The organism is Actinacidiphila sp. bgisy145, assembly GCF_057708125.1.
On sequence record NZ_JBYIRL010000019.1, the window covers coordinates 54,466 to 78,522 of the forward strand.

General features: G+C 74.7%; 6 protein-coding genes. 1 reads left to right on the top strand and 5 read right to left on the bottom strand.

Annotated features, from left to right (window positions below; all coding sequences use genetic code 11):
* Nucleotides 1–62: 62 nt before the first annotated feature.
* The 5 genes from AC3ERT_RS18675 to AC3ERT_RS18695 all read right to left on the bottom strand — a co-directional run bounded on the left by AC3ERT_RS18675 (nucleotide 63) and on the right by AC3ERT_RS18695 (nucleotide 22,164).
* Nucleotides 63–10,868, bottom strand: coding sequence for a type I polyketide synthase (locus AC3ERT_RS18675; RefSeq protein WP_435175467.1), 10,806 nt, complete (start codon nucleotides 10,866–10,868; stop codon nucleotides 63–65).
* Between the two features lie 160 nt (nucleotides 10,869–11,028).
* Nucleotides 11,029–17,694 (bottom strand): type I polyketide synthase, encoded by a 6,666-nt coding sequence (locus tag AC3ERT_RS18680; RefSeq protein ID WP_435175469.1) that lies wholly within the window; start codon nucleotides 17,692–17,694, stop codon nucleotides 11,029–11,031.
* Between the two features lie 163 nt (nucleotides 17,695–17,857).
* A complete protein-coding gene (locus AC3ERT_RS18685) occupies nucleotides 17,858–20,098 on the bottom strand; it encodes a condensation domain-containing protein (RefSeq protein ID WP_435175471.1) in 2,241 nt (746 codons plus the stop codon).
* Nucleotides 20,099–20,254: 156 nt separating this feature from the next.
* Complete coding sequence (locus AC3ERT_RS18690) at nucleotides 20,255–21,067, bottom strand: hypothetical protein (RefSeq protein WP_435135351.1); 813 nt, start codon at nucleotides 21,065–21,067, stop codon at nucleotides 20,255–20,257.
* A 74-nt stretch (nucleotides 21,068–21,141) separates the two neighbouring features.
* Nucleotides 21,142–22,164 carry a methyltransferase gene (locus AC3ERT_RS18695; protein ID WP_435175473.1) on the bottom strand — a complete coding sequence of 341 codons (1,023 nt, stop codon included), beginning with the start codon at nucleotides 22,162–22,164 and terminating at the stop codon, nucleotides 21,142–21,144.
* Nucleotides 22,165–22,721: 557 nt separating this feature from the next.
* Between AC3ERT_RS18695 and AC3ERT_RS18700 the strand changes: the two genes are divergently transcribed.
* On the top strand, nucleotides 22,722–23,954 hold the full coding sequence (locus AC3ERT_RS18700; RefSeq protein WP_435175475.1) for a macrolide family glycosyltransferase: 1,233 nt from the start codon (nucleotides 22,722–22,724) through the stop codon (nucleotides 23,952–23,954).
* Nucleotides 23,955–24,057: the final 103 nt, after the last annotated feature.

The window sequence follows — 24,057 nt, forward strand, 5'->3', positions numbered from 1 at the left end:
GGCGGGGGCGGGGACGGGGGTCGGCGCCGTACCGGGTGTAGGGGTACGGCGCCGGGCGGGGCTCAGCCGAGTTCGTTGTCGATGAACGCGAAGATCTCGTCGTCCGTCGCCGCGTCGATCTGGTCGGCGACCTCCTCGGCCTCCGCCGGCCGGGCAGCGGCCTCGAAGCGGGCGGCCAGCGCGGCCAGGCGCTGCTGGATACCGGCGCTCTGCTCGTCGTTCGGGTCGACATCGGCCAACGCCTGCTCGATCCGGTCGAGTTCACCGAGCAGCCACTCCGGTCCGGCCGCCGGCAGGTCCGGGATCTGCGTCCGCAGGTGGCGCGCCAGGTCCGCGGACGTCGGGTGGTCGAAGACGACGGTGGCGGCCAGCTTCAACCCGGACGCGCTGTGCAGCCGGTTGCGCAGCTCCACCGCCGTGAGCGAGTCGAACCCGAGGTCCTTGAAGGCGCGTTCCGGTTCCACCGTCGCCGCCGACCGGTGGCCCAGCACCGCGGCGACCTCCGTACGCACCAGCGCCAGCAGATGCGCCGCCCGGCGGCCCTCGTTCATCCCCGCCAGCTGCTCGGCCAGCCCCGGACCGCCCTCCCGCGCCGCCCCGGCCGCGGCATGCCGCCGCACCCTGGCAGGCGCCAGCGCGCGCAGCAACGCGGGTGCCTCCTCCGGCCGCCCGCGCAGCGCGGGGAGGTTGAGGCGTATGGGGACGAGCAGGCCGTCCGTCCCCGCACTGCCGCCCGCACCCAGCGCCCGGTCCAGCAGCGCCAACCCCTCCGCCTCACTCAGCGCCTCCGCACCGAGCCGCGCGATACGTTTCTGGTCCGCCACACCCAGCCCGGCGGTCATCGCACTCTCCGCCCCAGCCCACAGGCCCCAGGCGAGGGACAGCCCCGGTAGGCCCTCGGCACGCCGGGCCTGGGCCAGCGCGTCCAGGAAGACGTTCGCGGACGCGTAGTTGGCCTGACCCGCATTGCCGAACACACCCGCAGCGGAGGAGAACAGAACGAACGCGGACAGGTCCATGTCCCGGGTCAGCTCATGCAGATTCCAGGCCGCGTCCACCTTCGGGCGCAGGACCGTATCGAACCGGGACCCGTCCAGCGCATCCAGCACACCGTCGTCCAGCACACCCGCCACGTGCACCACACCCGTGAAACGGCGATCCCGTAGGACCTCGGCCAGCGCATCCCGGTCTGCCGCATCACACGCCACCACCTCCACCGCGGCACCCTGCTCGGTCAACTCCCGGCTCAACTCCGGCATGCCAGCCGCTTCCAGGCCGCGACGACTCAGCAACACCAACTCCCGCACGCCATGCGCCACCACGAGGTGCCGGGCAAGTACGGAGCCCAGCGCACCCGACGCACCCGTCACCAACACCGGACCGTCACCGAACGCCGGGCCCTCCGACGCCGGAACCTCCGCCCGTGTCAGACGCGGCACCCGCACCACGCCATCCCGCACCGCCACCTGCGGCTCATCCGACGCCAGTCCAGCCGTCAGTACGTCAAGGCCAGCTCCCACCGGCAGATCCGCCAGCACGAACCGCCCCGGGTACTCCGCCTGCGCCACCCGCACCAGACCCCACACCGGCGCAGACCCCACCTCCACCAACTCACCGGCGGACACGGCCACCGCGCCCCGGGTCACCACCACCAACCGCGACTCGGCGAGCCGCTCCTCGGCCACCCATCGCCGCACCACACCCAGCACCTCGGCCAGCCGCGACCGCACGGCCTCCGGAACGGCGCCGTCATCGGCCGGGCCGCACTCCCACACCACCGTCCCGGGTATGTCATCGCCGGACGCCAGCAACGCGTCCACATCGGCGTACGCCCCCTCGGCACCGAGCACCGCGACCGGGGGCCCCGCCTCGGCCCCGCCCGTCACCGGCACCCACTCCACCCCGAACAGCGCGTCGTCGCCCCCCGCCGACGCCGCCGCCAACTGCTCCCGACTCACCTCACGCAACGTCAACGAACCCACCGACGCCACTGGCAACCCCACCTCGTCGAACAGCTCCACCGCCACACCCCCACGCCCATCCGGCGCAACCCGCACCCTCACCGCCACCGCACCCACCGCGTGCAGCGCCACATCCGCCCACGCGAACGGCAGCCGCGTGCCCGAACCCGCGTCCGTGGAGGTGAAGTTCATGGTCTGCAAGGCGGCGTCGAGCAGGGCCGGGTGCAGCCCGAAGGAGTCCGCGGCGTCCAGTGCCGTGTCCGGCAGGGCGACTTCGGCGAACACGTCGTCGCCGCGCCGCCACGCCCGGCGCAGGCCCTGGAAGGCGGGCCCGTAGGCGTAACCGCGGTCCGCCAGGTCGGTGTAGAAGCCGTCCACGTCGAGCGCCTGGGCGTCCTGCGGCGGCCAGAGGTCGGACAGCGCGGCGGGCGCGGGGTGCGCCTCGGGCGCGGTGAGTGCGCCGAGGGCGTGGCAGGACCAGGTCGTCCCGGCCGCGTCCTGCTCGGCGCGGGAGTGGATCTCGACGGTACGGCGCCCGGCCTCGTCCGCCTCGCCCACCGTCACCTGGATCTGCACGGCCCCGCTCGCCGGCAGCACCAGCGGCGCCTGAAGCGTCAACTCCTCCAGACGGCCGCACCCGACCTCGTCCCCTGCCCGCAGCGCCAGCTCCACCAGCGCGGCACCCGGGACGAGGACGGTGCCGTGGACGGCGTGGTCGGCCAGCCACGGCTGAGCGGCGACCGAGAAGCGGCCGACGAACACCGTACGGTCGGCGCCGGCCAGCTCGACGGCCGCGCCGAGCAGCGGATGCCCGGCGCTCCGCAGTCCGGCCGCGGTGACGTCACCGGCTGCGGCCGGGGCGTCGAGCCAGTACCGCTCGTGCTGGAACGCATACGTCGGCAACTCCACCCGCCGCCCACCGGCCAGCACCGCCGCCCAGTCCACCGCACCACCCCGGACGAACACCCCACCGGCCGCCTCCACCACCGCCCGCACCTCCGGCACCCGCCGCCGCAGCACCGCCACACCATCCGCCTCCACCACCTGCCCCACCAACCCCGCCAACACCGCAGCCGGCCCCACCTCCACAAACCGCCGCACCCCCAACCCATGCAACTCCGCCACCGCATCAGCGAAACGAACCGCCGCACGAACGTGCTCGACCCAGTAGTCGGCCGTCCGCAACTGCTCCGCATCGGCGCTGCCGGTGACGGTCGACACGAACGGCACGGAGGGCTCCTGGAAGTCCAGGCCCGCCACGACCGTACGGAACTCCGCCAGCATCGGCTCCATCAACGGCGAGTGGAACGCGTGGCTCACCGCGAGCCGCTTCACCCGACGCCCGCGACCGGCCAGTTCCTCCGCCACCCGCTCGACGTCGACCTCCGCACCCGAGATCACCACGGACTGCGGCCCGTTGACCGCCGCCACACCAGCCCCGTCCTCCACTCCGACCAGCAGCTCACGCACCTCCGCCTCGGTCGCCTCGACCGCCACCATCGCCCCGCCCACGGGGAGTTGCTGCATCAACCGGCCCCGCGCCGCCACCAGCACACACGCGTCCCGCAACGACAACACACCCGTCACGTGCGCCGCCGCGATCTCACCGATCGAATGCCCCGCCACCGCGTCCGGCCGTATCCCCCACGACGCCAGGAGCCGGAACAACGCCACTTCGACGGCGAACAGCGCCGGTTGCGTGAACTCCGTACGCGCCAACACCTCCACGTCCTCACCCCACATCACCTCACGCACCGGACGCGCCATCACCGCGTCCAACTCCGCACACACCTCGTCCAACGCCCCCCGGAACACCGGAAACACGTCATACAACTCCCGGCCCATCCCAAGCCGCTGCGCACCCTGCCCCGTGAACAGGAACGCGGTGCGCCCACCCACCGCCACACCGGGCTGCGCCAACACACCCAGCCCATCGACCAGTTCACCCAGATCCGCACCCACCACCACCGCACGATGCTCCAACGCACCCCGCGTCGTCGCCAACGACCACGCCACATCCACCGGCCGCAGTCCAGCCCGCCCGGCAACATACGACCTCAGCCGCTCCGCCTGCCCACGCAGCGCGGCTTCGGTCTTGGCGCTGATCACCCAGGGGACGACCGGAAGCGGGGGTGCCGCCGGGGCGTCGTCCGCGGCGGCCTCGGGTTCCGTGGCCGGGGCCTGCTCCAGGATGAGGTGGGCGTTGGTGCCGCTGGCGCCGAAGGACGAGACGCCCGCGCGGCGCGGCTGCCCCGTCTCGGGCCATGCCCGTTCCTCGGTCAACAGCCGTACCTCACCCGCCGACCAGTCGATGTGCGGGGAGGGCTCCTCCACATGCAACGTCCGCGGCAGCACACCCGCCCGCAACGCCATCACCATCTTGATCACACCGCCGACACCGGCTGCCGCCTGCGCATGCCCGATGTTCGACTTCAACGACCCCAGCCACAACGGCCGTTCGGCATCACGCCCCTGGCCGTACGTCGCCAGCAGGGCCTGGGCCTCGATGGGGTCGCCGAGTGTCGTGCCCGTGCCGTGGGCCTCCACCGTGTCGATCTGCGCGGGCTCCAGGCCGGCCGCGGCCAGGGCCTGGCGGATGACGCGCTGCTGGGCGGGGCCGTTGGGGGCGGTGAGGCCGTTCGACGCGCCGTCCTGGTTGACGGCGCTGCCGCGGACCACGGCCAGGACGGGGTGGCCGAGCCGCTGGGCGTCCGACAGCCGCTCGACCAGCAGCATGCCCGCGCCCTCGCTGAAGCCGGCGCCGTCCGCGCCCGCGCCGAACGCCTTGCAGCGGCCGTCGGGCGAGACGGCGCGCTGGCGGCTGAACTCCAGGAACATCTCGACGGACGACATGACGGTGACGCCGCCGACCAGGGCGAGCGAGCACTCGCCCTGCCGGATGGCCTGCATGGCCAGGTGCAGCGCGACCAGGGAGGAGGAGCAGGCGGTGTCCACGGTCACCGCCGGGCCCTCGAGCCCGAAGGTGTAGGCGATGCGGCCGGTGGCGATGCTGCCCGCGCTGCCGTTGCCGACGTAGCCCTCGACGTCCTCGGGCACGGTGCCGGCGCCGAGCCGGGCGCCGTAGTCGTGGTACATGACGCCCGCGAAGACGCCGGTGCTGCTGCCGCGCAAGGTGGCCGGGTCGATGCCGGCGCGTTCGAACGCCTCCCACGACGTCTCCAGCAGCAGGCGCTGCTGCGGGTCCATGGCCAGCGCCTCGCGGGGCGAGATGCCGAAGAACGCGGGGTCGAAGTCGGCGGCGCCGCGCAGCAGGCCGCCCTCGCGGGAGTAGATCCGGCCGGGTACGCCCGGGGTCGGGTCGTAGAGGGCGTCGATGTCCCAGCCGCGGTCGCCGGGCATGACGTCGATCGCGTCGCGGCCCTCGGCGACGAGCTGCCACAGGTCCTCCGGGGAGACCACGTCGCCGGGGAAGCGGCAGCTCATGCCGATGATCGCCATGGGTTCGGCGGCGCCGGCCGGGGTGGCCGGGCGGGCGGCCGGGGTGGCGGCCGGTGCGGCGCCGGGTCCGGTGCCGACGAGTTCGGTGCGCAGCAGGCGGACGACGGCGGCGGCGTTGGGGTGGTCGAAGACGAGGGTGGCGGGCAGCCGCAGTCCGGTGGCGGCGCCGAGCCGGTTGCGCAGTTCGACGGCGGTGAGGGAGTCGAACCCGAGGTCCTTGAAGGCGCGTTCGGCTTCGACGGCGTCGGCGGAGGCGTGTCCGAGGACGGCGGCGACCTCGCCGCGGACGATGTCGAGGAGGAACTCCTCGCGTCGGTCGGCGGGCAGTGCGGCGAGCTGTCCGGCGAGGTCGCCGCCGGTCGCCGGGGTGCCCGCGGCGGCCGCCTGGCGCCGTACGCCCTGCGGCACCAGGGTGCTGAGCAGCGCCGGTACCGGGGAGGTCGCCGCCCGGCGGCGCAGGGCCGCCAGGTCCAGCCGCAGGGGGAGCAGGTACGGGTCGCCGGTGCGGGCGGCCGCGTCGAGGAGGGCGAGGCCCTGGCCGGTCTCCAGGGCGGTGACGCCGAGCCGGGCGAGGCGGTTGCGGCCGGCCTCGCCGAGCCCGCCGGTCATGGCGCTGGTCTCGGCCCACAGGCCCCACGCCAGGGACAGGCCGGGCAGTCCCTCGGCCCGCCGGGCCTGGGCGAGGGCGTCGAGGAAGACGTTGGCCGCGGCGTAGTTGGCCTGTCCTGCGGTGCCGAAGGTGCCGGCGCCGGCGGAGAACAGGAGGAACGCCGACAGGTCCATGTCCCGGGTCAGTTCGTGCAGGTGCCAGGCCGCGTCCACCTTCGGGCGCAGCACCGTGTCGAAGCGCGCGTCGTCGAGTGCGTCCAGTACGCCGTCGTCGAGTACGCCTGCCGCGTGCACCACGCCGGTGAGGTGGCGATCCCGTAGGACCTCGGCCAGCGCGTCCCGGTCGGCCGCGTCGCAGGCCAGCACCTCCACGACGGCGCCCTGGGCGGCCAGTTCACTGCTCAGCCCGGCGATGCCGTCCGCCGAGGGGCCGCGACGGGAGAGCAGCAGCAGGTGGCGCACGCCGTGCGCGGACACCAGGTGCCGGGCGACTGCGGTGCCCAGGACGCCGGATGCGCCGGTCACGAGCACCGGGCCGTCCCCGAAGACGGGCGCGGCGGTGGCCGCTTCGGCGGCGGGCGGAAGCTGTGCGCGGGTCAGGCGCGGTGTGCGCCCAACGCCGTCCCGTAGCGCCAACTGCGCTTCACCGGAGGCCAGTCCGGGCGCGAGCGCGGCAACTCCCGCGTCGGCAGGGAGGTCGGCGAGCACGAACCGGCCCGGGTACTCCGCCTGCGCCACCCGCACCAGACCCCACACCGGCGCGAGCGCCACCTCCACCGGCTCACCGGCGGACACCGACACGGCCTCCCGGGTCACCACCACCAACCGCGACTCGGCGAGCCGCTCCTCACCCGCCCACCGCCGCACCACATCCAGCACCTCGGCCAGCCGCGACCGTACGGCCTCCGGTACGGCGCCGTCATCGGCCGGGCCGCACTCCCACACCACGGTCCCGGGTATGTCATCGCCGGACGCCAGCAACGCGTCCACATCGGCGTACGCCCCCTCGGCACCGAGCACCGCGACCGGGGGCCCCGCCTCGGCCCCGCCCATCACCGGCACCCACTCCACCGCGAACAGCGCGTCGTCGCCCCCCGCCGACGCCGCCGCCAACTGCTCCTCGGACACCTCGCGGGTCGCCAGCACCTCGACGGACGCCACCGGGCCGCCGGAGGCGTCGGCGACGTCGAGCGTGACCGTCGTCGGGTCGCCGGCGACGGGGGCCATCCGGACGCGCAGGGCGGTCGCACCGACCGCGTGGAGGGTCACACCGCGCCAGGAGAACGGCAGCCGGTTGCCGGAGGTGTGGCCGGAGGTGTGGCCGGCGGCGGGCGCGAAGAGGGTGAGCAGGCCGGACTGGAGGCCGGCGTCGAGCAGCGCCGGGTGCAGGCCGAACCCGTCGACGGTGTCGGCCGCCTCCGCGGGCAGGACGACCTCGGCGAACACCTCGTCGCCGCGCCGCCAGACACCGCGCAGGCCCTGGAAGGCGGGGCCGTACTCGTAGCCGCGCTCGGCCATGGCGGCGTAGAAGCCGGTGGTGTCGACGGGTTCGGCGTCGTGCGGGGGCCAGGCGGTGAGGTCGGCCCGGGTGCCGGTCGGAGGGGTGGCCGGGGTGCCCGCCAGGGCGAGCGGGTCGGCCGGGGCGAGTGTTCCGGTGCCGTGCAGCGTCCAGGTGTCCTCGGCGCCGGACTCCTCGGGCCGGGAATAGATGTCCAGGGCCCGGCGGCCCGCGTCGTCCGGGGTGCCGACGACGACCTGGACCTGGACCGCGCCGGTGGCGGGCAGCACCAGCGGCGCCTGGAGCGTGAGTTCCTCCACCCGGCCGCAGCCGACCTCGTCGCCCGCGCGTACGGCGAGTTCGACCAGGCCGGTGCCGGGCACCAGGACGATGCCGCGGACCGCGTGGTCGGCGAGCCAGGGGTGGGTGGCCAGCGCGAGCCGGCCGGTCAGTACGGTCCCGCCGCCGCCCGCGAGGGCGACCGACGCGCCGAGGAGGCCGTGTCCGGGAGCGCCGAGACCGGCGGCCGACACGTCGGCGGTGGTGCTGGTCGGGGCGTCGAGCCAGTAGCGCTGGTGCTGGAACGCATACGTCGGCAACTCCACCACCCCCGCCCCCGGCACCACCGCCGCCCAATCCACCGACACCCCCGCCACCCACGCCTCACCCAACGACGCCAACAACCGCCGCACCCCACCCTCACCCCGACGCAACGACCCACACACCACACCCCGCACCCCCACCGACTCCAACACCTCCGACACCCCCACCGCCAACACCGGATGCGCACTCACCTCCACAAACGCATCAAACCCCCGCCGCACCAACTCCCGCACCGTCTCCTCAAAACGCACCGTCTGCCGCAAATTCCGATACCAATACCCCCCATCCAAACCCCCCACCCCAAACAACCCACCCGTCACCGTCGAATAAAACGGCACCCCATTCCCCCCACCCACAACCACCTCACCCAACACACCCGCCAACTCCTCCTCCACACCCTCCACAAACACCGAATGCGACGCATAATCCACCGCAACACGCCGCACCCGAACCCCCTCACCCTCCAACCCACCCACAAACTCCTCCAACGCCCCCACCTCACCACACACCACACACAACGACGGCCCATTCACCGCCGCCAACGACAACCGCCCCTCCCACCCCACCAAACGAGACCGCACCCCCTCCACACCCAACCCCACCGACGCCATACCACCCCGACCCGCCAACAACCCACCAATCACCCCACTCCGCAACGCCACCACCCGCGCACCCTCACGCAACGACAACCCACCCGCCACCACCGCCGCCGCAATCTCCCCCTGCGAATGCCCCACCACCGCACCCGGCACCACCCCACACGCCCGCCACACCGCCGCCAACGACACCATCACCGCCCACAACACCGGCTGCACCACATCCACCCGCCCCAACGCCACCTCATCCCCCAACACCTCCAACAAATCCCACTCCACAAACTCACCCAACACCCGCCCACACTCCACCATCGACGCCGCGAACACCGGCGACGACCCCAACAACTCCACCGCCATCCCCACCCACTGCGACCCCTGCCCCGGAAACACGAACACGGTTTTGCTGCGGGCCTCGGCGGTGCCCCTTACCACGCCCGCGTCGGGGGTTCCGGCGGCGAGCGCGTCGAGGGCGGTGAGCAGTTCGGCGCGGTCGCCGCCGACGAGCAGGGCGCGCTGGGTGAGGGCGGAGCGCGTGGTGGCGAGGGAGAACGCCACGTCGGCGGGCGCGAGTTCGCCGTGCTCGGCGAGGTGGTCGCGCAGGCGCGCCGCCTGGGCGCGCAGACCCTCAGGGGTGGCCGCGGAGACCGGCCAGGGCAGGTGGCCGGCGCCGGCCAGGACGGGCGTGGTGCCGGGTTCGGCCGGCGCGGCGGACGCGGCGGTCTCGGAAGCACGGGCCTCGGAGGCGGGGGCCTCGGAAGCGGGAGCCTGCTCCAGGACGACGTGCGCGTTGGTGCCGCTGATCCCGAAGGAGGACACGGCGGCCCGGCGCGGCTCGCCCGTCTCGGGCCAGTCGGTGCGTTCGGTGAGCAGCCGTACGGTGCCGGCCGACCAGTCGATGTGCGGGGACGGCTCGTCCGCGTGCAGGGTGCGGGGCAGCACACCGGCCCGCAGCGCCATCACCATCTTGATCACACCGCCCACCCCCGCGGCGGCCTGCGCGTGCCCGATGTTCGACTTCAACGACCCCAGCCACAAAGGCCGTTGGACGTCACGGCCCTGGCCGTAGGTGGCTTGCAGGGCTTGTGCCTCGATCGGGTCGCCCAGCCGCGTCCCCGTACCGTGCGCCTCCACCACGTCCACCCCGGACGGCTGAAGCCCGGCATTCACCAGCGCCTGCCGGATCACCCGCTGCTGCGCCGGACCACTCGGCGCACTCAACCCGTTCGACGCACCGTCCTGGTTCACCGCACTACCGCGCACCACCGCCAGCACCCGGTGACCCAGCCGCACCGCATCCGACAACCGCTCCACCAGCACCATCCCGACACCCTCGCCGAAGCCCATGCCGTCGGCGGCGGCGGAGAACGCCTTGCAGCGGCCGTCGGTGGCGACACCGCGCTGGCGGGAGAAGCCGGTGATGGTGTGGGGGGTGCTCATCACGGCGACGCCGCCGGCGAGCGCCATGGTGCACTCCTTGCGGCGCAGCGCCTCGCAGGCGAGGTGGAGGGTGACCAGGGAGGAGGAGCAGGCGGTGTCCACGGTGAGGGCGGGGCCTTCGAGGCCGAGGACGTAGGAGACGCGGCCGGACACCACGCTGGAGACGCTGCCGGTGACGAGGTGGCCTTCCAGGCCGTCGCGGACCTCGGTGAGCCGGGCCCGGTACTCCTGGTAGTTGCAGCCGACGTAGACGCCTGTGCTGGTGCCGCGCAGGGCGGCCGGGTCGATGCCGGCGTGCTCGACGGCCTCCCAGGCGGTTTCCAGGACGAGCCGCTGCTGCGGGTCCATGGCGGTGGCCTCGCGCGGGGAGATCCCGAAGAACTCGGCGTCGAACTCGGTGGCCCCGGTGAGGTATCCGCCGTGGGGGGCGTAGGTGGTGCCGGGGGCGTCGGGGTCGGGGTCGTAGAGCGCCTCCACGTCCCAGCCGCGGTCGGTGGGCAGGCCGCCGACGGCGTCGACCCCGTCGTGCACCAGCCGCCACAGGTCGGCGGGCGAGCCGACGCCGCCGGGGTAGCGGCAGCCCATGCCGACGATCGCGATCGGCTCGGCGGCCTGCGCCTCGTACTCGCGCAGGCGCTGCCGGGTCTGCTGAAGATCGGTGGTGACCCGCTTCAGGTAGTCGACCAACTTGTCCTGATCAGCCATCAGTTCCTACCCCCGTTGAGCCGTTCAAGGTGTCCGTGGTGCCGTGGTGCCGTGGTGCTGTCGTCCGGTGGGCGGCGCGGGCTGGTGCCGCCGCCGTACGTGGTGCGTCGTGTGGCGCGTTGCGTGGTGGTGCCGGTGGCCCGGGGGCCGACTGCCGTGCTCAGAGCCCTAGTTCGCTGTCGATGAAGGCGAACACCTCGTCGACGCTGGCGGACTGGAGTTCCGGCCCGGCGGAGGCGGCGTCGGCCGCGGGCCGGGCGCCGTCGGGTCCGTCCCACCGCGCGAGCAGGGACCGCAGCCGCAGGGTGATCTCCAGCCGGGTGTTGCCGTCGGGGTTCAGACCGGTCAACCGCTCGGCGAGCCGGTCGAGTTCGGCGAGGACGAAGGCGTCGTCGTCCGTGTCCGGCCCGAACAGCTCGGCCTTGAGGTGGGCGGCGATGGCGAGGGGGGTCGGGTGGTCGAAGACGAGGGCGGCGGACAGGGACAGCCCGGTGGCTCCTGCCAGGCGGTTGCGCAGTTCCATCGCGGTCAGCGAGTCGAAGCCGATGTCGCGGAACGCCCGGTCGGGCTCCAGCTGGTCGGGCCGTTCGAAGCCGAGCACGGCGGCGGCCTCGCCGCGGACGAGGGCGAGCAGGGCGCTGTCGCGGTCCTCGGGCGGGAGGGCGGCAAGGCCGGTGTGCTGCTCGGCGGCGGGCTGGGCCGGTGCGCCGGGCACCTGGGCGGTCAGCGCGGTCAGCGCGCGGACCTGCGGCAGGTCGTCGAAGAGGGGCCGCGATCGGGCCGCGCTGAACAGCGGGAAGAACCGCTCCCAGGCGACGGGGGCGACGGTGAGCGCCGTCTCGTCGCGGTCCAGGGCACGTTGCAGGGCGGTCAGGCCCAACTCCGGTTCGATCAGGGGCAGTCCGCGCCGGTGCAGCTGGTCGAGGTCGACGGCCTCGGAGATGCCGCCGGCGCCCTTGACGCCGAACGCGTTCCACACGCCCCAGGCGATCGAGGTGGTGGGGATGCCCGCGGCGCGGTTCGCCTCGGCCAGCGCGTCGAGGTAGGCGTTGGCGGCGGCGTAGGCGCCGTGGTCGCCGCTGCCCCACACGCCGGCGATGGAGGAGAACAGCACGAAGGCGTCCAGCGCGGTGTGGTCGAGCAGTTCGGTCAGGTGGCGTGCGCCGTCGACCTTGGCGGCGATGCCCGCGGCGAACTGCGCGGGCCCGGTGTCCGCCAGGGACGTCAGCTCGGCCACGCCCGCGGCGTGCAGGACGGCGCGTACGGTCTCGCCGGCGGCGGCCAGCCCGGCCAGCAGGTCGGCGACGGCCGTACGGTCGGCGACGTCGCAGGCGGCGAGGGTCACCCGGGCGCCGGCGGCGGTGAGTTCGTCGCGCAGCCCGGCCGCGCCGGGGGCGTCGGCGCCGCGGCGGCCGGTGAGCACCAGGTGCTCGGCGCCTTCCGCGGCCAGCCACCGGGCGAGTACGGAGCCCAGCGCGCCGGTGCCGCCGGTGATGACGACGGTGCCGCGGGGCCGCCAGGTGCGGCGGGCGGGGCGCCGGTCGCGCGGGGCATGGGCGAGGCGGCGCAGGAACGCGCCGGCCGGCCGCAGCGCCACCTGGTCCTCGGGCCCGGCGTCGGCGAGCGCGGCACACAGCAACTGCCCGGTGCGGGCGTCGGGTGCGGCGGGCAGGTCGATCAACCCGCCCCAGCGGTCGGGGTGTTCCAGGGCGGTGACCTGGCCGAGGCCCCAGATCAGCGACCCCAGCGGGTGGTGCGGGTGGGTGTCCTCGCCGGTGGTGACCGCCTGCCGGGTGGTCAGCCACAGCGGCGCCCGCACGTCGGCCCGGCCCAGCGCGCGGATCAGCGCCAGGGTGGCGGCCAGTCCGCTCGGCAGCGCCGGGAGGCCGGGGTGGCGACGGTCGAGGTCCAGGCCGAGGAAGGACAGGACGCCCGCCGGTGCCGCGCCGAGGTCGGCCAGGAGCGTACGCAGCCGCTGCTCCAGCCGCTCCACGGCGGCGTTGGCCTCGGCGTCGGCGTCGGCATCCGCGTCGCTGATTTCGAGCAGGGCCACGTCGGCTCCGGCGGCGCCCAGCGCCTCCAGTGCGGTGGTGACTCCGGGGTCGGTGCGGTGCCGCTCGGGTACGACGGCGAGCCAGTGTCCGGTGAGGGCCGCCGCACCGGCGGTGTCGGGGCGCCGCTTCCAGGTGACCCGGTAGCGCCAGTGGTCGACGGTCGCCAGGGTGCCCACGCGCCGGCGCCAGTCGGCCAAGGCGGGCACCACCGTGTCGAGCGGGGCGTCCGGCGCGATCGCCAACTCGGCGGCGAAAGAGTCGAGATCGGTCTTCTCGACCGCCGCCCACAGCGCGGTGTCCTGCTCGTCCGCGGGCCGCTCACCGCTGCCGCCGGTCGAGGCGTCGAGCCAGTAGCGCTGGTGCTGGAACGCATACGTCGGCAACTCCACCACCCCCGCCCCCGGCACCACCGCCGCCCAATCCACCGGCACCCCCGCCACCCACGCCTCACCCAACGACGCCAACAACCGTCGCACCCCACCCTCACCCCGACGCAACGACCCACACACCACACCCCGCACCCCCACCGACTCCAACACCTCCGACACCCCCACCGCCAACACCGGATGCGCACTCACCTCCACAAACGCATCAAACCCCCGCCGCACCAACTCCCGCACCGTCTCCTCAAAACGCACCGTCTGCCGCAAATTCCGATACCAATACCCCCCATCCAAACCCCCCACCCCAAACAACCCACCCGTCACCGTCGAATAAAACGGCACCCCATTCCCCCCACCCACAACCACCTCACCCAACACACCCGCCAACTCCTCCTCCACACCCTCCACAAACACCGAATGCGACGCATAATCCACCGCAACACGCCGCACCCGAACCCCCTCACCCTCCAACCCACCCACAAACTCCTCCAACGCCCCCACCTCACCACACACCACACACAACGACGGCCCATTCACCGCCGCCAACGACAACCGCCCCTCCCACCCCACCAAACGAGACCGCACCCCCTCCACACCCAACCCCACCGACGCCATACCACCCCGACCCGCCAACAACCCACCAATCACCCCACTCCGCAACGCCACCACCCGCGCACCCTCACGCAACGACAACCCACCCGCCACCACCGCCGCCGCAATCTCCCCCTGCGAATGCCCCACCACCGCACCCGGCACCACCCCACACGCCCGCCACACCGCCGCCAACGACACCATCACCGCCCACAACACCGGCTGCACCACATCCACCCGCCCCAACGCCACCTCATCCCCCAACACCTCCAACAAATCCCACTCCACAAACTCACCCAACACCCGCCCACACTCCACCATCGACGCCGCGAACACCGGCGACGACCCCAACAACTCCACCGCCATCCCCACCCACTGCGACCCCTGCCCCGGAAACACGAACGCCGGGCGGCGGGAATGGGCGGCGGCACCGCCGAGCACGACCTGCGGGACCGGCCGGCCCGCGGCCAGCGCGTCGAGCGCGGTGAGCAGTTCGGCGCGGTCGCCGCCCAGGACCACGGCCCGGTGCTCCAGCTCGGTGCGCCGGGTGGCGAGGGAGAACGCCACGTCGGCGGGCGCGAGTTCGCCGTGCTCGCCGAGAAACGCGCGGAGCTTCGCGGCCTGGGCGCGCAGGGCGTCGGCGGAGGCCGCGGAGAGCACGAAGGGCACCACGTCCGGCGCCACCACGGGCTCCTTGGCCGGCGCCGGCTCGAAGGCAGGAGCCTGCTCCAGGATGACGTGCGCGTTCGTGCCGCTCACGCCGAACGACGACACGCCCGCCCGCCGCGCCCGCCCGGTCCGCGGCCACGGCCGCGCCTCGGTCAGCAGCCGCACCTGGCCCTCCGACCAGTCGATGTGCGGGGACGGCTCGTCCGCGTGCAGGGTGCGCGGCAGCACACCGGCCCGCAGCGCCATCACCATCTTGATCACACCGCCCACCCCGGCGGCGGCCTGCGCGTGCCCGATGTTCGACTTCAACGACCCCAGCCACAAAGGCTGCTGCTCCGGCCGCCCCTGACCGTACGTCGCCAGCAGCGCCTGCGCCTCGATCGGGTCGCCCAGCCGCGTCCCCGTACCGTGCGCCTCCACCACGTCCACCCCGGACGCCTGAAGCCCGGCATTCACCAGCGCCTGCCGGATCACCCGCTGCTGCGCCGGACCACTCGGCGCACTCAACCCGTTCGACGCACCGTCCTGGTTCACCGCGCTACCGCGCACCACCGCCAGCACCCGGTGCCCCAGCCGCACCGCATCCGACAACCGCTCCACCAGCACCATCCCGACGCCCTCGGCCAGCCCGAAGCCGTCGGCGCCGGCCGAGAACGCCTTGCAGCGGCCGTCCGGGGACAGGCCGCGCTGGCGGGAGAACTCGACCAGCATGCCGGTGCTCGGCATCACCGTGACACCGCCGGTGAGCGCGAGGTCGCACTCGCCGGTCCGCAGGGACTGGCAGGCCGCGTGCAGGGCGACCAGCGACGACGAGCAGGCGGTGTCGATCGTCAGCGAGGGCCCCTCCAGGCCGAGTACGTAGGACAGCCGCCCGGAGGCGACGCTGCCGGTGCTGCCGAGGAAGAGGTGCCCTTCCAGCGCGCCGGCCCGCTCCGTGGGCTCTCCGGTGCGCGGGCCGTAGTCCTGCGCGATGAGGCCGAGGTACACCCCGGTGCGGGAGCCCTTCAGGGCGCGGGCGTCCAGCCCGGCGTCCTCGACGGCCTCCCAGGCGGCCTCCAGGGCCAGCCGCTGCTGCGGGTCCATCGCCAGTGCCTCGCGCGGGGAGATCCCGAAGAACTCCGCGTCGAACTCGGCCGCGTCGTGGAGGAATCCGCCCTCGTGCTGGGAGAACGTGCCGGGGGCGCGCAGTTCGGGGTCGTAGCCGTCGGCGAGGTTCCAGCCGCGGTCGGTGGGCAGCCCGCCGACCGCGTCGATACCGGCGGCGACGGTGTCCCACAGCCCGGCGGGCGAGGCCACGCCGCCGGGGTAGCGGCAGGCCATGCCCACGATCGCGATCGGCTCGTCCGGGCGCGCGACGGGACCGGCCGCGGCCTGCTGCCCCGGGTCGGCGGCGCCGAACAGTTCGGCGTCCAGGTGGGCGGCGAGCGCGTCCGGCGTGGGGTGGTCGAAGACGACGGTCGGGGACAGCCGCAGGCCGGTCGCGGTGGTGAGGCGGTCGCGGATGGCGACGGCGGCGAGCGAGGTGATGCCGAGGTCGCGGAAGGTCCGCCCGGCGTCCACGGCGGCGGTGTCCGCGGCCCCGTCCCCGTCTCCGTCCCCGTCCCCGGGGGTGCCGGCCGCGGCCACGGCGTCCCGCACCGCCTCCAGCAGGTGCGCGCGGCGCTCGGCCGAATCCAGCGGACCGAGCCGGTCCCGCAGCGCGTCCGACGGCGTCGTACGGGACCCGGCGGCGTCGTCGGGGCCGCCGGTGCGGACGGCCGCGGGCAGCGGCAGGGGCGGCTGCTGATCGGCGGGCAGCAGGGCGCCCAGATCGGTGGCGCCGCCGGCGACCCAGTACTCGGCGAGGGAGGCGGTGAAGCGGGCCGGACCGCCCTCCCCCCGGCGCAGGGTGCCCAGCACCGCGGCGGGCACGGCGGCGCTGGTGGCGGTGACCTCCAAGGCGGTGGTGAGCACCGGGTGCGGGCTGACCTCGATCAGGGTGCGGTGCCCGGCGGCCAGCGCCGCCCGGTGGGCGTCGGCGAAGCGGACCGTGGAGCGCAGGTTGCGGACCCAGTAGTCGGCGTCCATGGGGGTGCCGTCCAGCGCGCCGCCGAGGACGGAGGAGTAGACGGGGATACGCGGTGCGGTCGGCCGGATGGGCGCGATGTCCGCCCGGACGCGGTCGAGGATGGCGTCGGTGTGCGGGGAGTGCGCGGCGAGCCCGACGTCGACCCGCCGGGCGTGGACGCCGCCGGCGGTGAGGTGCGCGACCAGGTCGGCTGCCGCGTCGCTGTCCCCGGAGACGACGGTCGCGCCGGGGCTGTTCTCCACAGCGACGACGAGCTGTCCGGGCCAGCGCTGCTGGAGCAGGTCGGCGACTTCGGCGGCGGGCAGCAGCACCGACACCATGTCGCCGCGGCCGGCCAGGGTGGCCTGCGCCTGGCTCCAGCGGGCCACGACCCGGGCGCCGTCGTCCAGGGACAGCGCCCCGGCGACGTGCGCGGCGGCGAGTTCGCCGAGGCTGTGGCCGAGGACGGCCGCCGGTTCGACGCCCGCCGCGCGCCACAGGCCGGCCAGCGCGACCATGACGGAGAACAGCGCGGGCTGCACCACGTCGGCGCCGGTGAGCGCGGGGCCGCCCGGCGCACCCGTCACGGAGTCGAGCAGCGAATGGTCCAGGTAGGGGTCGAGGGCGTCCGCGCACTCGTGCATCCGGCGGGCGAACACCGGTGCGGTCGCCATGAGTTCGCTCGCCATGCCGGCCCACTGCGGGCCCTGGCCGGGGAAGACGAACACCGGGCCGCCGCCGGGGGCGGCGAGCGGTGCGCCGGCGGTCAGCGCGGGGTGGCCGGTCCCGTCGGCCAGCGCGTCCAGCGCCTCCAGAGTCGGGGTGCGGTCGCCGGCCAGCACCACGGCGCGGTACGCGCGCGCGGCCGGACCGGCGTCGGCGGCCGCGGCGGCGTCAGCGGCGGCGAGGGCGTGTCCGACGCGGGCCGGGTCCCAGGTGCCGGCCTCGGCGGCGTACCGGTGCAGGGCCGCGGCACGCGCGCCCACGGCGGCGGCGCCGGGCCCGCTAAGGACCCAGGGCAGTACGGCCTCCAGCGGCGAGAACAGTGCGAAGCCGGCTGCGCTGCCACGGTGTTCGGACACGTTCTTGGCTCCCGTCGTCTTTCTTCTTCACGCGAGTTCCGCGGCGGCCGGACGGCCCGGGGACCCTCGCCGTCGGGGGAACGGCGAGGGTCCTGCCACTTGCGTGGCCCTCAGGGTGGTCGGTGGCGCGGTCGGTCGTGTTACGGCTGTGAGGTGGCGGCGCTCAGGCGTCGTCGCGCAGCGCCCGCAGGTGCCGGGCGAGGCTGCCGGGGGTGGGGCTGTCGAAGAGGTCGGCCAGCTTCAGCCGGGTCCCGGTCACTTCCTCGACGCGCCGCACCAGGTGGGCGCCGAGCAGCGAGTGCCCGCCCAGCGCGAAGAAGTTGGCGTCCGCCGCGGCCGTCTCCACACCGAGCAGCTCGCACCACAGTCCGCGCAGTTCGCCCACGAGCCCGTCGCTGTCGTCCTGGCCGTCCGCCGGTTGCCGCGCGGCCAGCGCCAGGAGTTCCTCGGCCTCCGGTGTGCCGTCCGGGCGCAGCCGCAGCACGTCGGTGCGCACCACCCGTGCCGGGAGTGCGGCGCGCGGCAGCAGCCGGGCGGCGTGCGCGGCCACGGAGTCCGCCAGGCCCGGCCGGTCGGGGGCGGTGACGAACGCGATCGTCTCCCCGCCCGCGGAGACCACCGCGGCGGCGGTGACCTCCGGGTGCGCGCGCAGGGCGGCCTCCACCCGCTCCGGGTGCAGGACGCGGCCGTACGGGCGGCAGACGCGGTCCGCGCGGCCGTACAGCTCCAAGGCGCCGTCGTGCCGCAGCCGGCCGATCCAGCCGGTGGGCACATGGGTGGCGCCGTCGGCCCGGACGAGGCACACCTCGCCGCGCACCCCGGCCGGCAGCCGGTTGCCGCCGGGGCCGGCCACGGCGGTGTGCCGGGCGTCCAGCGGGTGCACGACGTACGGGTAGCCGCCGTTCGCGGCCGCCCAGGCAGCCGCGTCCGGCAGGCCCAGGGCCGGGCCGCCGGCCAGGACCCGGAAGGCGTCGAGGTCGCGGTCGGCCTCCACCGCGGCGGTGGCCGCCGAACGGACGGTGCCGGCGCCGGGCAGCGCGCGGTCGGCGGCGCTCCACACGTCCAACTCGCCCACCGGCCGGTCCGGTTCGGCCGCGACGGTGTGCAGCAGGGCCGCGTACCGCCGGGCCAGGGCCTCCGCGTCGGCCCGGTCGAGCACATCCGTGCAGTACAGCAGGCGCAGGCCGATCCGGTCGGCGGCGGACTGCACGAACAGCTCCACGTCGAACTTGCTGTAGCCGGTCTCGACATGCAGCGGCCTGGCCGGCAGCCCGCCGAGGGTGAGGTCCGCCTCGGGCGCCGCCGGCACGTAGTTGAACATGTGCTGGAAGAGCGTGTCACGCCAGGATGTGGTCTCGCGCCGGGTCTCGTGGGCGAGGGCGTCGACGGGCACGTCACTGTGGGCGAGCGCGCCGAAGAAGGCGGTGCGCGCGTCCTTCACCAGGTCGCGGAAGCCGCGGTCCGGGGTGACGGCCAGCCGCAGCGGCACGGTGTTGACGTGGTAGCCGATCGCGGCCTGCGCCTCGGGCGGCCGGATGTTGACCGGCGAACCGACGACCAGGTCCGGCCCGGCCCCGTGCGCGGCCAGCAGCACACCGAACGCGGCCAGCAGCACCACGGCCTCGGGCGCGCGCAGGGTGCGCTGGAGGCCGCGCACCAGGTCCCGGGTCTCGTCGTCCAGGACCTGGAGCACCGTGTCGCCCGCCAGATCCGGCCGGGCGGGGGCCGGGGCCGCGCAGTCCAGGTCGAGGCCGGCCGGGTCGAAGCCGTCCAGCGCGGTGCGCCAGTACGCGAGGCTGTCCGGCGTCGGCTCGGCGGCGCGCAGCGCGGGTACGGCGGCGCGCAGCTCGTCAGGCAGCGGCCGGCCGGCGGCGAACGCGTCGTAGGCGGCGGCCAGTTCGGCGACCAGGACCGGTACGGACAGCGCGTCGAAGACGAGGTGGTGGACGACCACGGCGAGGGTGTCGGCCGCGGGGCCGCGGAAGACCGCCACGCGCAGCATGAGCCGGCCGTCGCAGGCGATCGGGTCCGCGGCGAACGCGCGCAGCGCCTTGTCCAGCCCGTCGTCGCCGATGGTGTGCACCTCGGGGCGCGGTGCGGGGGTGTCGGGGTCGAGCACCTCGCGGACCAGGCCCGCCTGCCGGTCGAGGTAGGCGGTGCGCAGCACTTCGTGGCGGCGGACCACGGCCTCGACGGCGGAGTGCAGCGCCGCCGGGTCCAGCCGGCCCTCCACCCGGACGGCGAGCGGCACGTTGTTGACACCGGCGTCGGGCAGCAGCCGGTCGAGCAGCCACAGGGCGCTCTCCTTGGGCGTGGCCGCGTCCAGCCGCCGTTTGCGGGTCAGTGCGGCGAGCAGCGCCGCCGCGGCGCCGTCGGCGGGTCTCGCCTTCTCTGCTGGCTGCACGGTGGTTCACCCTTTCGCTGGTGCCAAGTGGCCCGGTGGTCGGTCGGTCGTCCGGTGTCCGGTGGTCGGTGGGGGGGTGACCGGCGGTCGGTGCCGGCGGTCGGTGCCGGCGCGGCCGGCCGGGGGCCGGCGTTGTCGCGGCCGCGCGCCGCGGGGTCAGCCGAGCAGGTCGGTGAGCAGGTCAGCGGTGGCCTGGCTGCGCAGGATGTCGTCGTGGTCGGCCTCGACGAAGCGGCGCTGCCCGGCGTGGCGGGCGTGCGGGTCGGTGCGGGAGGTGGTCAGCGCGGTGGCGCCGGCCCAGGACGTGACCGGGTCGAAGTCCCCGGCGGCCGCGATGTAGGAGACGAACGCCTGGTAGGCGGTGCTGAGTTCGTCGGCGAGTTCGGCGTCCAGCCCGGCCCGGGTGAAGGCGGCCCCGGCGATGTCGGAGAAGATCCCGGTGAGCGTGGTGCCGAGCGCGGCGATGCTGCCGCTGTCGCGGGCGGCCTCCTCGGCGGCCTGCGCGGCGAGCGCCGACTCCTCCGGGCTCAGCACCGACGACAGCCGGGCCACCGCGGCGCGGAAGTCGGCGGTCATCCCCGCCGGGCTCGGCGGCTCGGGGTCGAACAGGACCACGGCCGGTGCCGCGTCCTGCTCGGCGGCCAGCAGCTGCGCCAGGCGCCCGGCGTACAGCGCGCCGACGCAGTACCCGAGCACCGCGCGCACCGGGCGGCCGGTGCCGCGCACCGCCTCCGCCCAGTACGCCGCGAAGTCCTCGCCGCCGAAGGTGCGGGCCTGCGCCGGCTCGGGCTGCCGGGTCTCCCACAGCGGGGTGCAGGGGTCGAGCAGGCAGGCCAGTTCCTTGAACGTGGACTCCGGGCGGCCGGAGACGGCGAAGTCCACGGCCAGCACGAGGGGTTCGTCGCCGCCGTCGTTGAGGACCTTCCAGGCGGGCGGCGCGCTGGTCAGCAGGGACTGCGGCACAGTCACGGCAGGGGCTCCTTAGCGGTCTACTGGTCAGGGCTGCTCGGCGAGCGGCTCGGCGGTCGGCTCGGCGGGCCGGTTCAGCGGTCGGCGGCGCAGATGTGGACCGTGTGCCCGGTCGACAGCCGCAGCGTGTCCAGCACGTCGAGGCCGGCCTCGGTGATCTGGGCGCGCTGCACCTCGTCGGTGCGGCCGCGGGTGCCGTCCTCGCAGACGACCATCTGGAACAGCACGCGCATCCAGTCCAGGCCGGACTCGATCAGCGGCTCGATGACCAGCAGCCGGGGCCGTACGCCGCCCGGCCGGTCGGCGGCGGTGCGCTCCATGGCCTCGCGGATGCGGCCGAGGATGACCACGCTGTTGTCGTGGTTCCAGTTGTGGAGCACGTTCTTGACGGTGTAGAGGTCGGCGCCGGCGCGGACCTCGGTGCGGAAGTCGCCGGGGTGGTAGGTGAGCCGGGCTGCGAGTCCGGGGTCGGCGGCGGCCAGTTCGGCGGCGGCCCGGGTGCACACGTCGGGGCGGTCCAGGCAGACGCCGGTCAGGTGCGGGTGGGCGGTGAGCAGGCCCTTGAGGAGTTCCCCGGTGTTGCCGCCGACGTCGAGCACGCTGCGCACGTCGGTGAAGTCGTAGGCATCGGCGAGCGTCGCGGCGACCGGGCGGGCCAGGTCCGCCATCGCCCGGTCGTACAGGTCGGCGTCGGCGGGGTGCGCCTCGAGGTACTCGTAGATGCGGGTGCCGTGCAGGTGCCGGAACGCGGACTCGCCCGTGTGCAGGGTGTGCGGCAGGGCGGTGAAGGTGTCGGCGTACAGGCCGCCCGACAGCATCACGTAGTGCCGCATGGACTGCGGGTGCGCGTCGCGGAGTTGTGCGGACAGCGCGGAATTGCGGTACACCCCGGATTCCTCGCGCTGGAAGACGCCGAGCGCGGAGAGAATCCGCAGCAGCGCGTCCAGTGTCTCCGGGTGGGTGTCGGTCGACTTGGCGAGTTCCTCGGCCGTCATCGGCCTGCCCTCGAGGTGTTCGGCGAGATCGAGTTCCGCGGCGGCGGTCAGCGACTTCGCTATCCAGCCCATTCCCGCCAGGCCCATGAGACTGACTTCCACCCCTGCCATCCCTTCTCCGGGTTCGTCCGGCCGGTGCGCCGGTGGGGCGGTCGGCCGCGACCGCGGCCCGCGCGCCGGGACCGGTGGGTCCCGTACCGCGTCGCCGCAGCCAGCAGGCCGGAACGCGCCCCTCGCGACCCGCCCCGTACTGAACCTACGGAGCCACCCCCACCCGAGCTGAACCCTTAGGACCCCCTACCCCGGCGGCCCCCGCGCCGCGGATAAGGGGATGGACCGCCGCTCGCGGCGCCCATTACAGTGGCACCGCTATCGTCCGGGCAAGCGGGCGGAACGCCCTGCGCGGCCCGGCGACCGGGCCGCCGGCCTCGCCGCCCCGCATTCCGTCCGCCGTATTCCGTTCGCCCGCATTGCCTCCGCCCGCATTCTGCCCCGATTCTCCCGGGAGTTCCCGGCGTTCTCTGGTGTTCCGCCTTTCATCGGACCGGACCCGGATTCCACGACGGACCGGTGGACCGGAATGCGGCGGGCCGGCACGCGCGCCGGCCACGGCAGGCACGCGAGCGGCCGCGCCGGCCCCCGAATTCCGAGGAGTCCCCTTGACGCACCCGCGCAGCTACCTCTTCTTCACCGTCCCCGCCCACGGGCACATCCGCCCCACGCTGCCCGTCGCCGCCGAACTGGTGCGCCGCGGCCACCAGGTGACGTACGCCACGACTGAGCGGTTCGCCGCCGAGGCCGCCGCCACGGGTGCGCGGACGCTGCTGTACGAGCCGGGTGTCCCGGACTTCGCGGCCGCCGCGCCGGGCGACTCGCCGGACTGGCTGCCGCTGGCGATGACCGCGGCGGTCACCGAGTCCGCGGCGCTGCTGCCGGTGCTCACCGGCCACTTCGCCGACGAGCGGCCCGATGTGGTGGTCTACGACACGACGATGAACCCCGCCGGCCGGCTGCTGGCGCGGCTGTGGCAGGCACCCGCGGTGGAGGTGTCCCCGGTCTTCCTGCCGCAGCGCACCAGCAACCCGGGCTTCTCCCTGGCGGCCATGCTCCAGGGCGGCGTCGAGGGCGGCGCCGAGGAGGGCGCCGGGCAGCGCCCGGCCGTGCGGCGCTTCCGCGAGGAACTGACCGCGCTGCTGGCCGCGTACGGTGCCGCCGACGTCTCCCCGCTCGACTTCGTCACCGGCTTCCGCGGCCTGCGCATGGCGTTCTTCCCGCGCGCCTTCCAGCCCGGCGGCGAGTCGTTCGACGACCGGCACGTGTTCGTCGGGCCGTGCCTGGACACGGCCGCGCCCTCGGGGTGGCAGCCGCCGGCGGACGGCCGGCCGGTGGTGCTGGTCTCGCTCGGCACCTCCTACGGCAACCGCCCGGAGTTCTTCCGCACCTGCGTGAAGGCGTTCGCGGACAGCCCCTGGCACGTGGTGCTGACCGTCGGGCGCGCGGGCGTCGACCCGGCCGAACTCGGCCCGCTGCCCCCGCAGGTGGAGGTGCACCGCTGGATGCCGCACCTGGCGGTGCTGCCGCACGCGCGGGCGTTCGTCTGCCAGGCGGGCATGGGCAGCGTGATGGAGGCGCTGGTCTGCGGCACACCGCTGGTGCTGGCCGCGCAGGCCCGCGAACAGCAGCTGGTGGCCCGTCAGGCGGTGTCGCTGGGCCTGGGCACCGAGGTGCCCGGCGGCGACGACCTGACCGGCGACGTGCTGCTGGACGCCGTCGGTTCGGTGGCGGACGACCCGCAGGTGCGCGCGAGCCTGGCCGCGATGCGCGAGCACATCCGGCAGGCGGGCGGCACCACCCGCGCCGCCGACGTCCTGGAGCGCCATGGCGTGCGCTGACCGGCGCCCGCGACCTGCCGCCGGCCGGCCGCGGCGCCGGACCGTACGAGCGGTGCTTTGCGGGGGAGCCCGGTCGGGGCTCCCCCGCCCCGCGGCGCCGGGC

Bases quoted from the DNA above. Each gene is read 5' to 3' on its own strand.
- AC3ERT_RS18675 (WP_435175467.1), bottom strand. From the start codon at position 10,868: ATGGCTGATCAGGACAAGTTGGTCGACTACCTGAAGCGGGTCACCACC.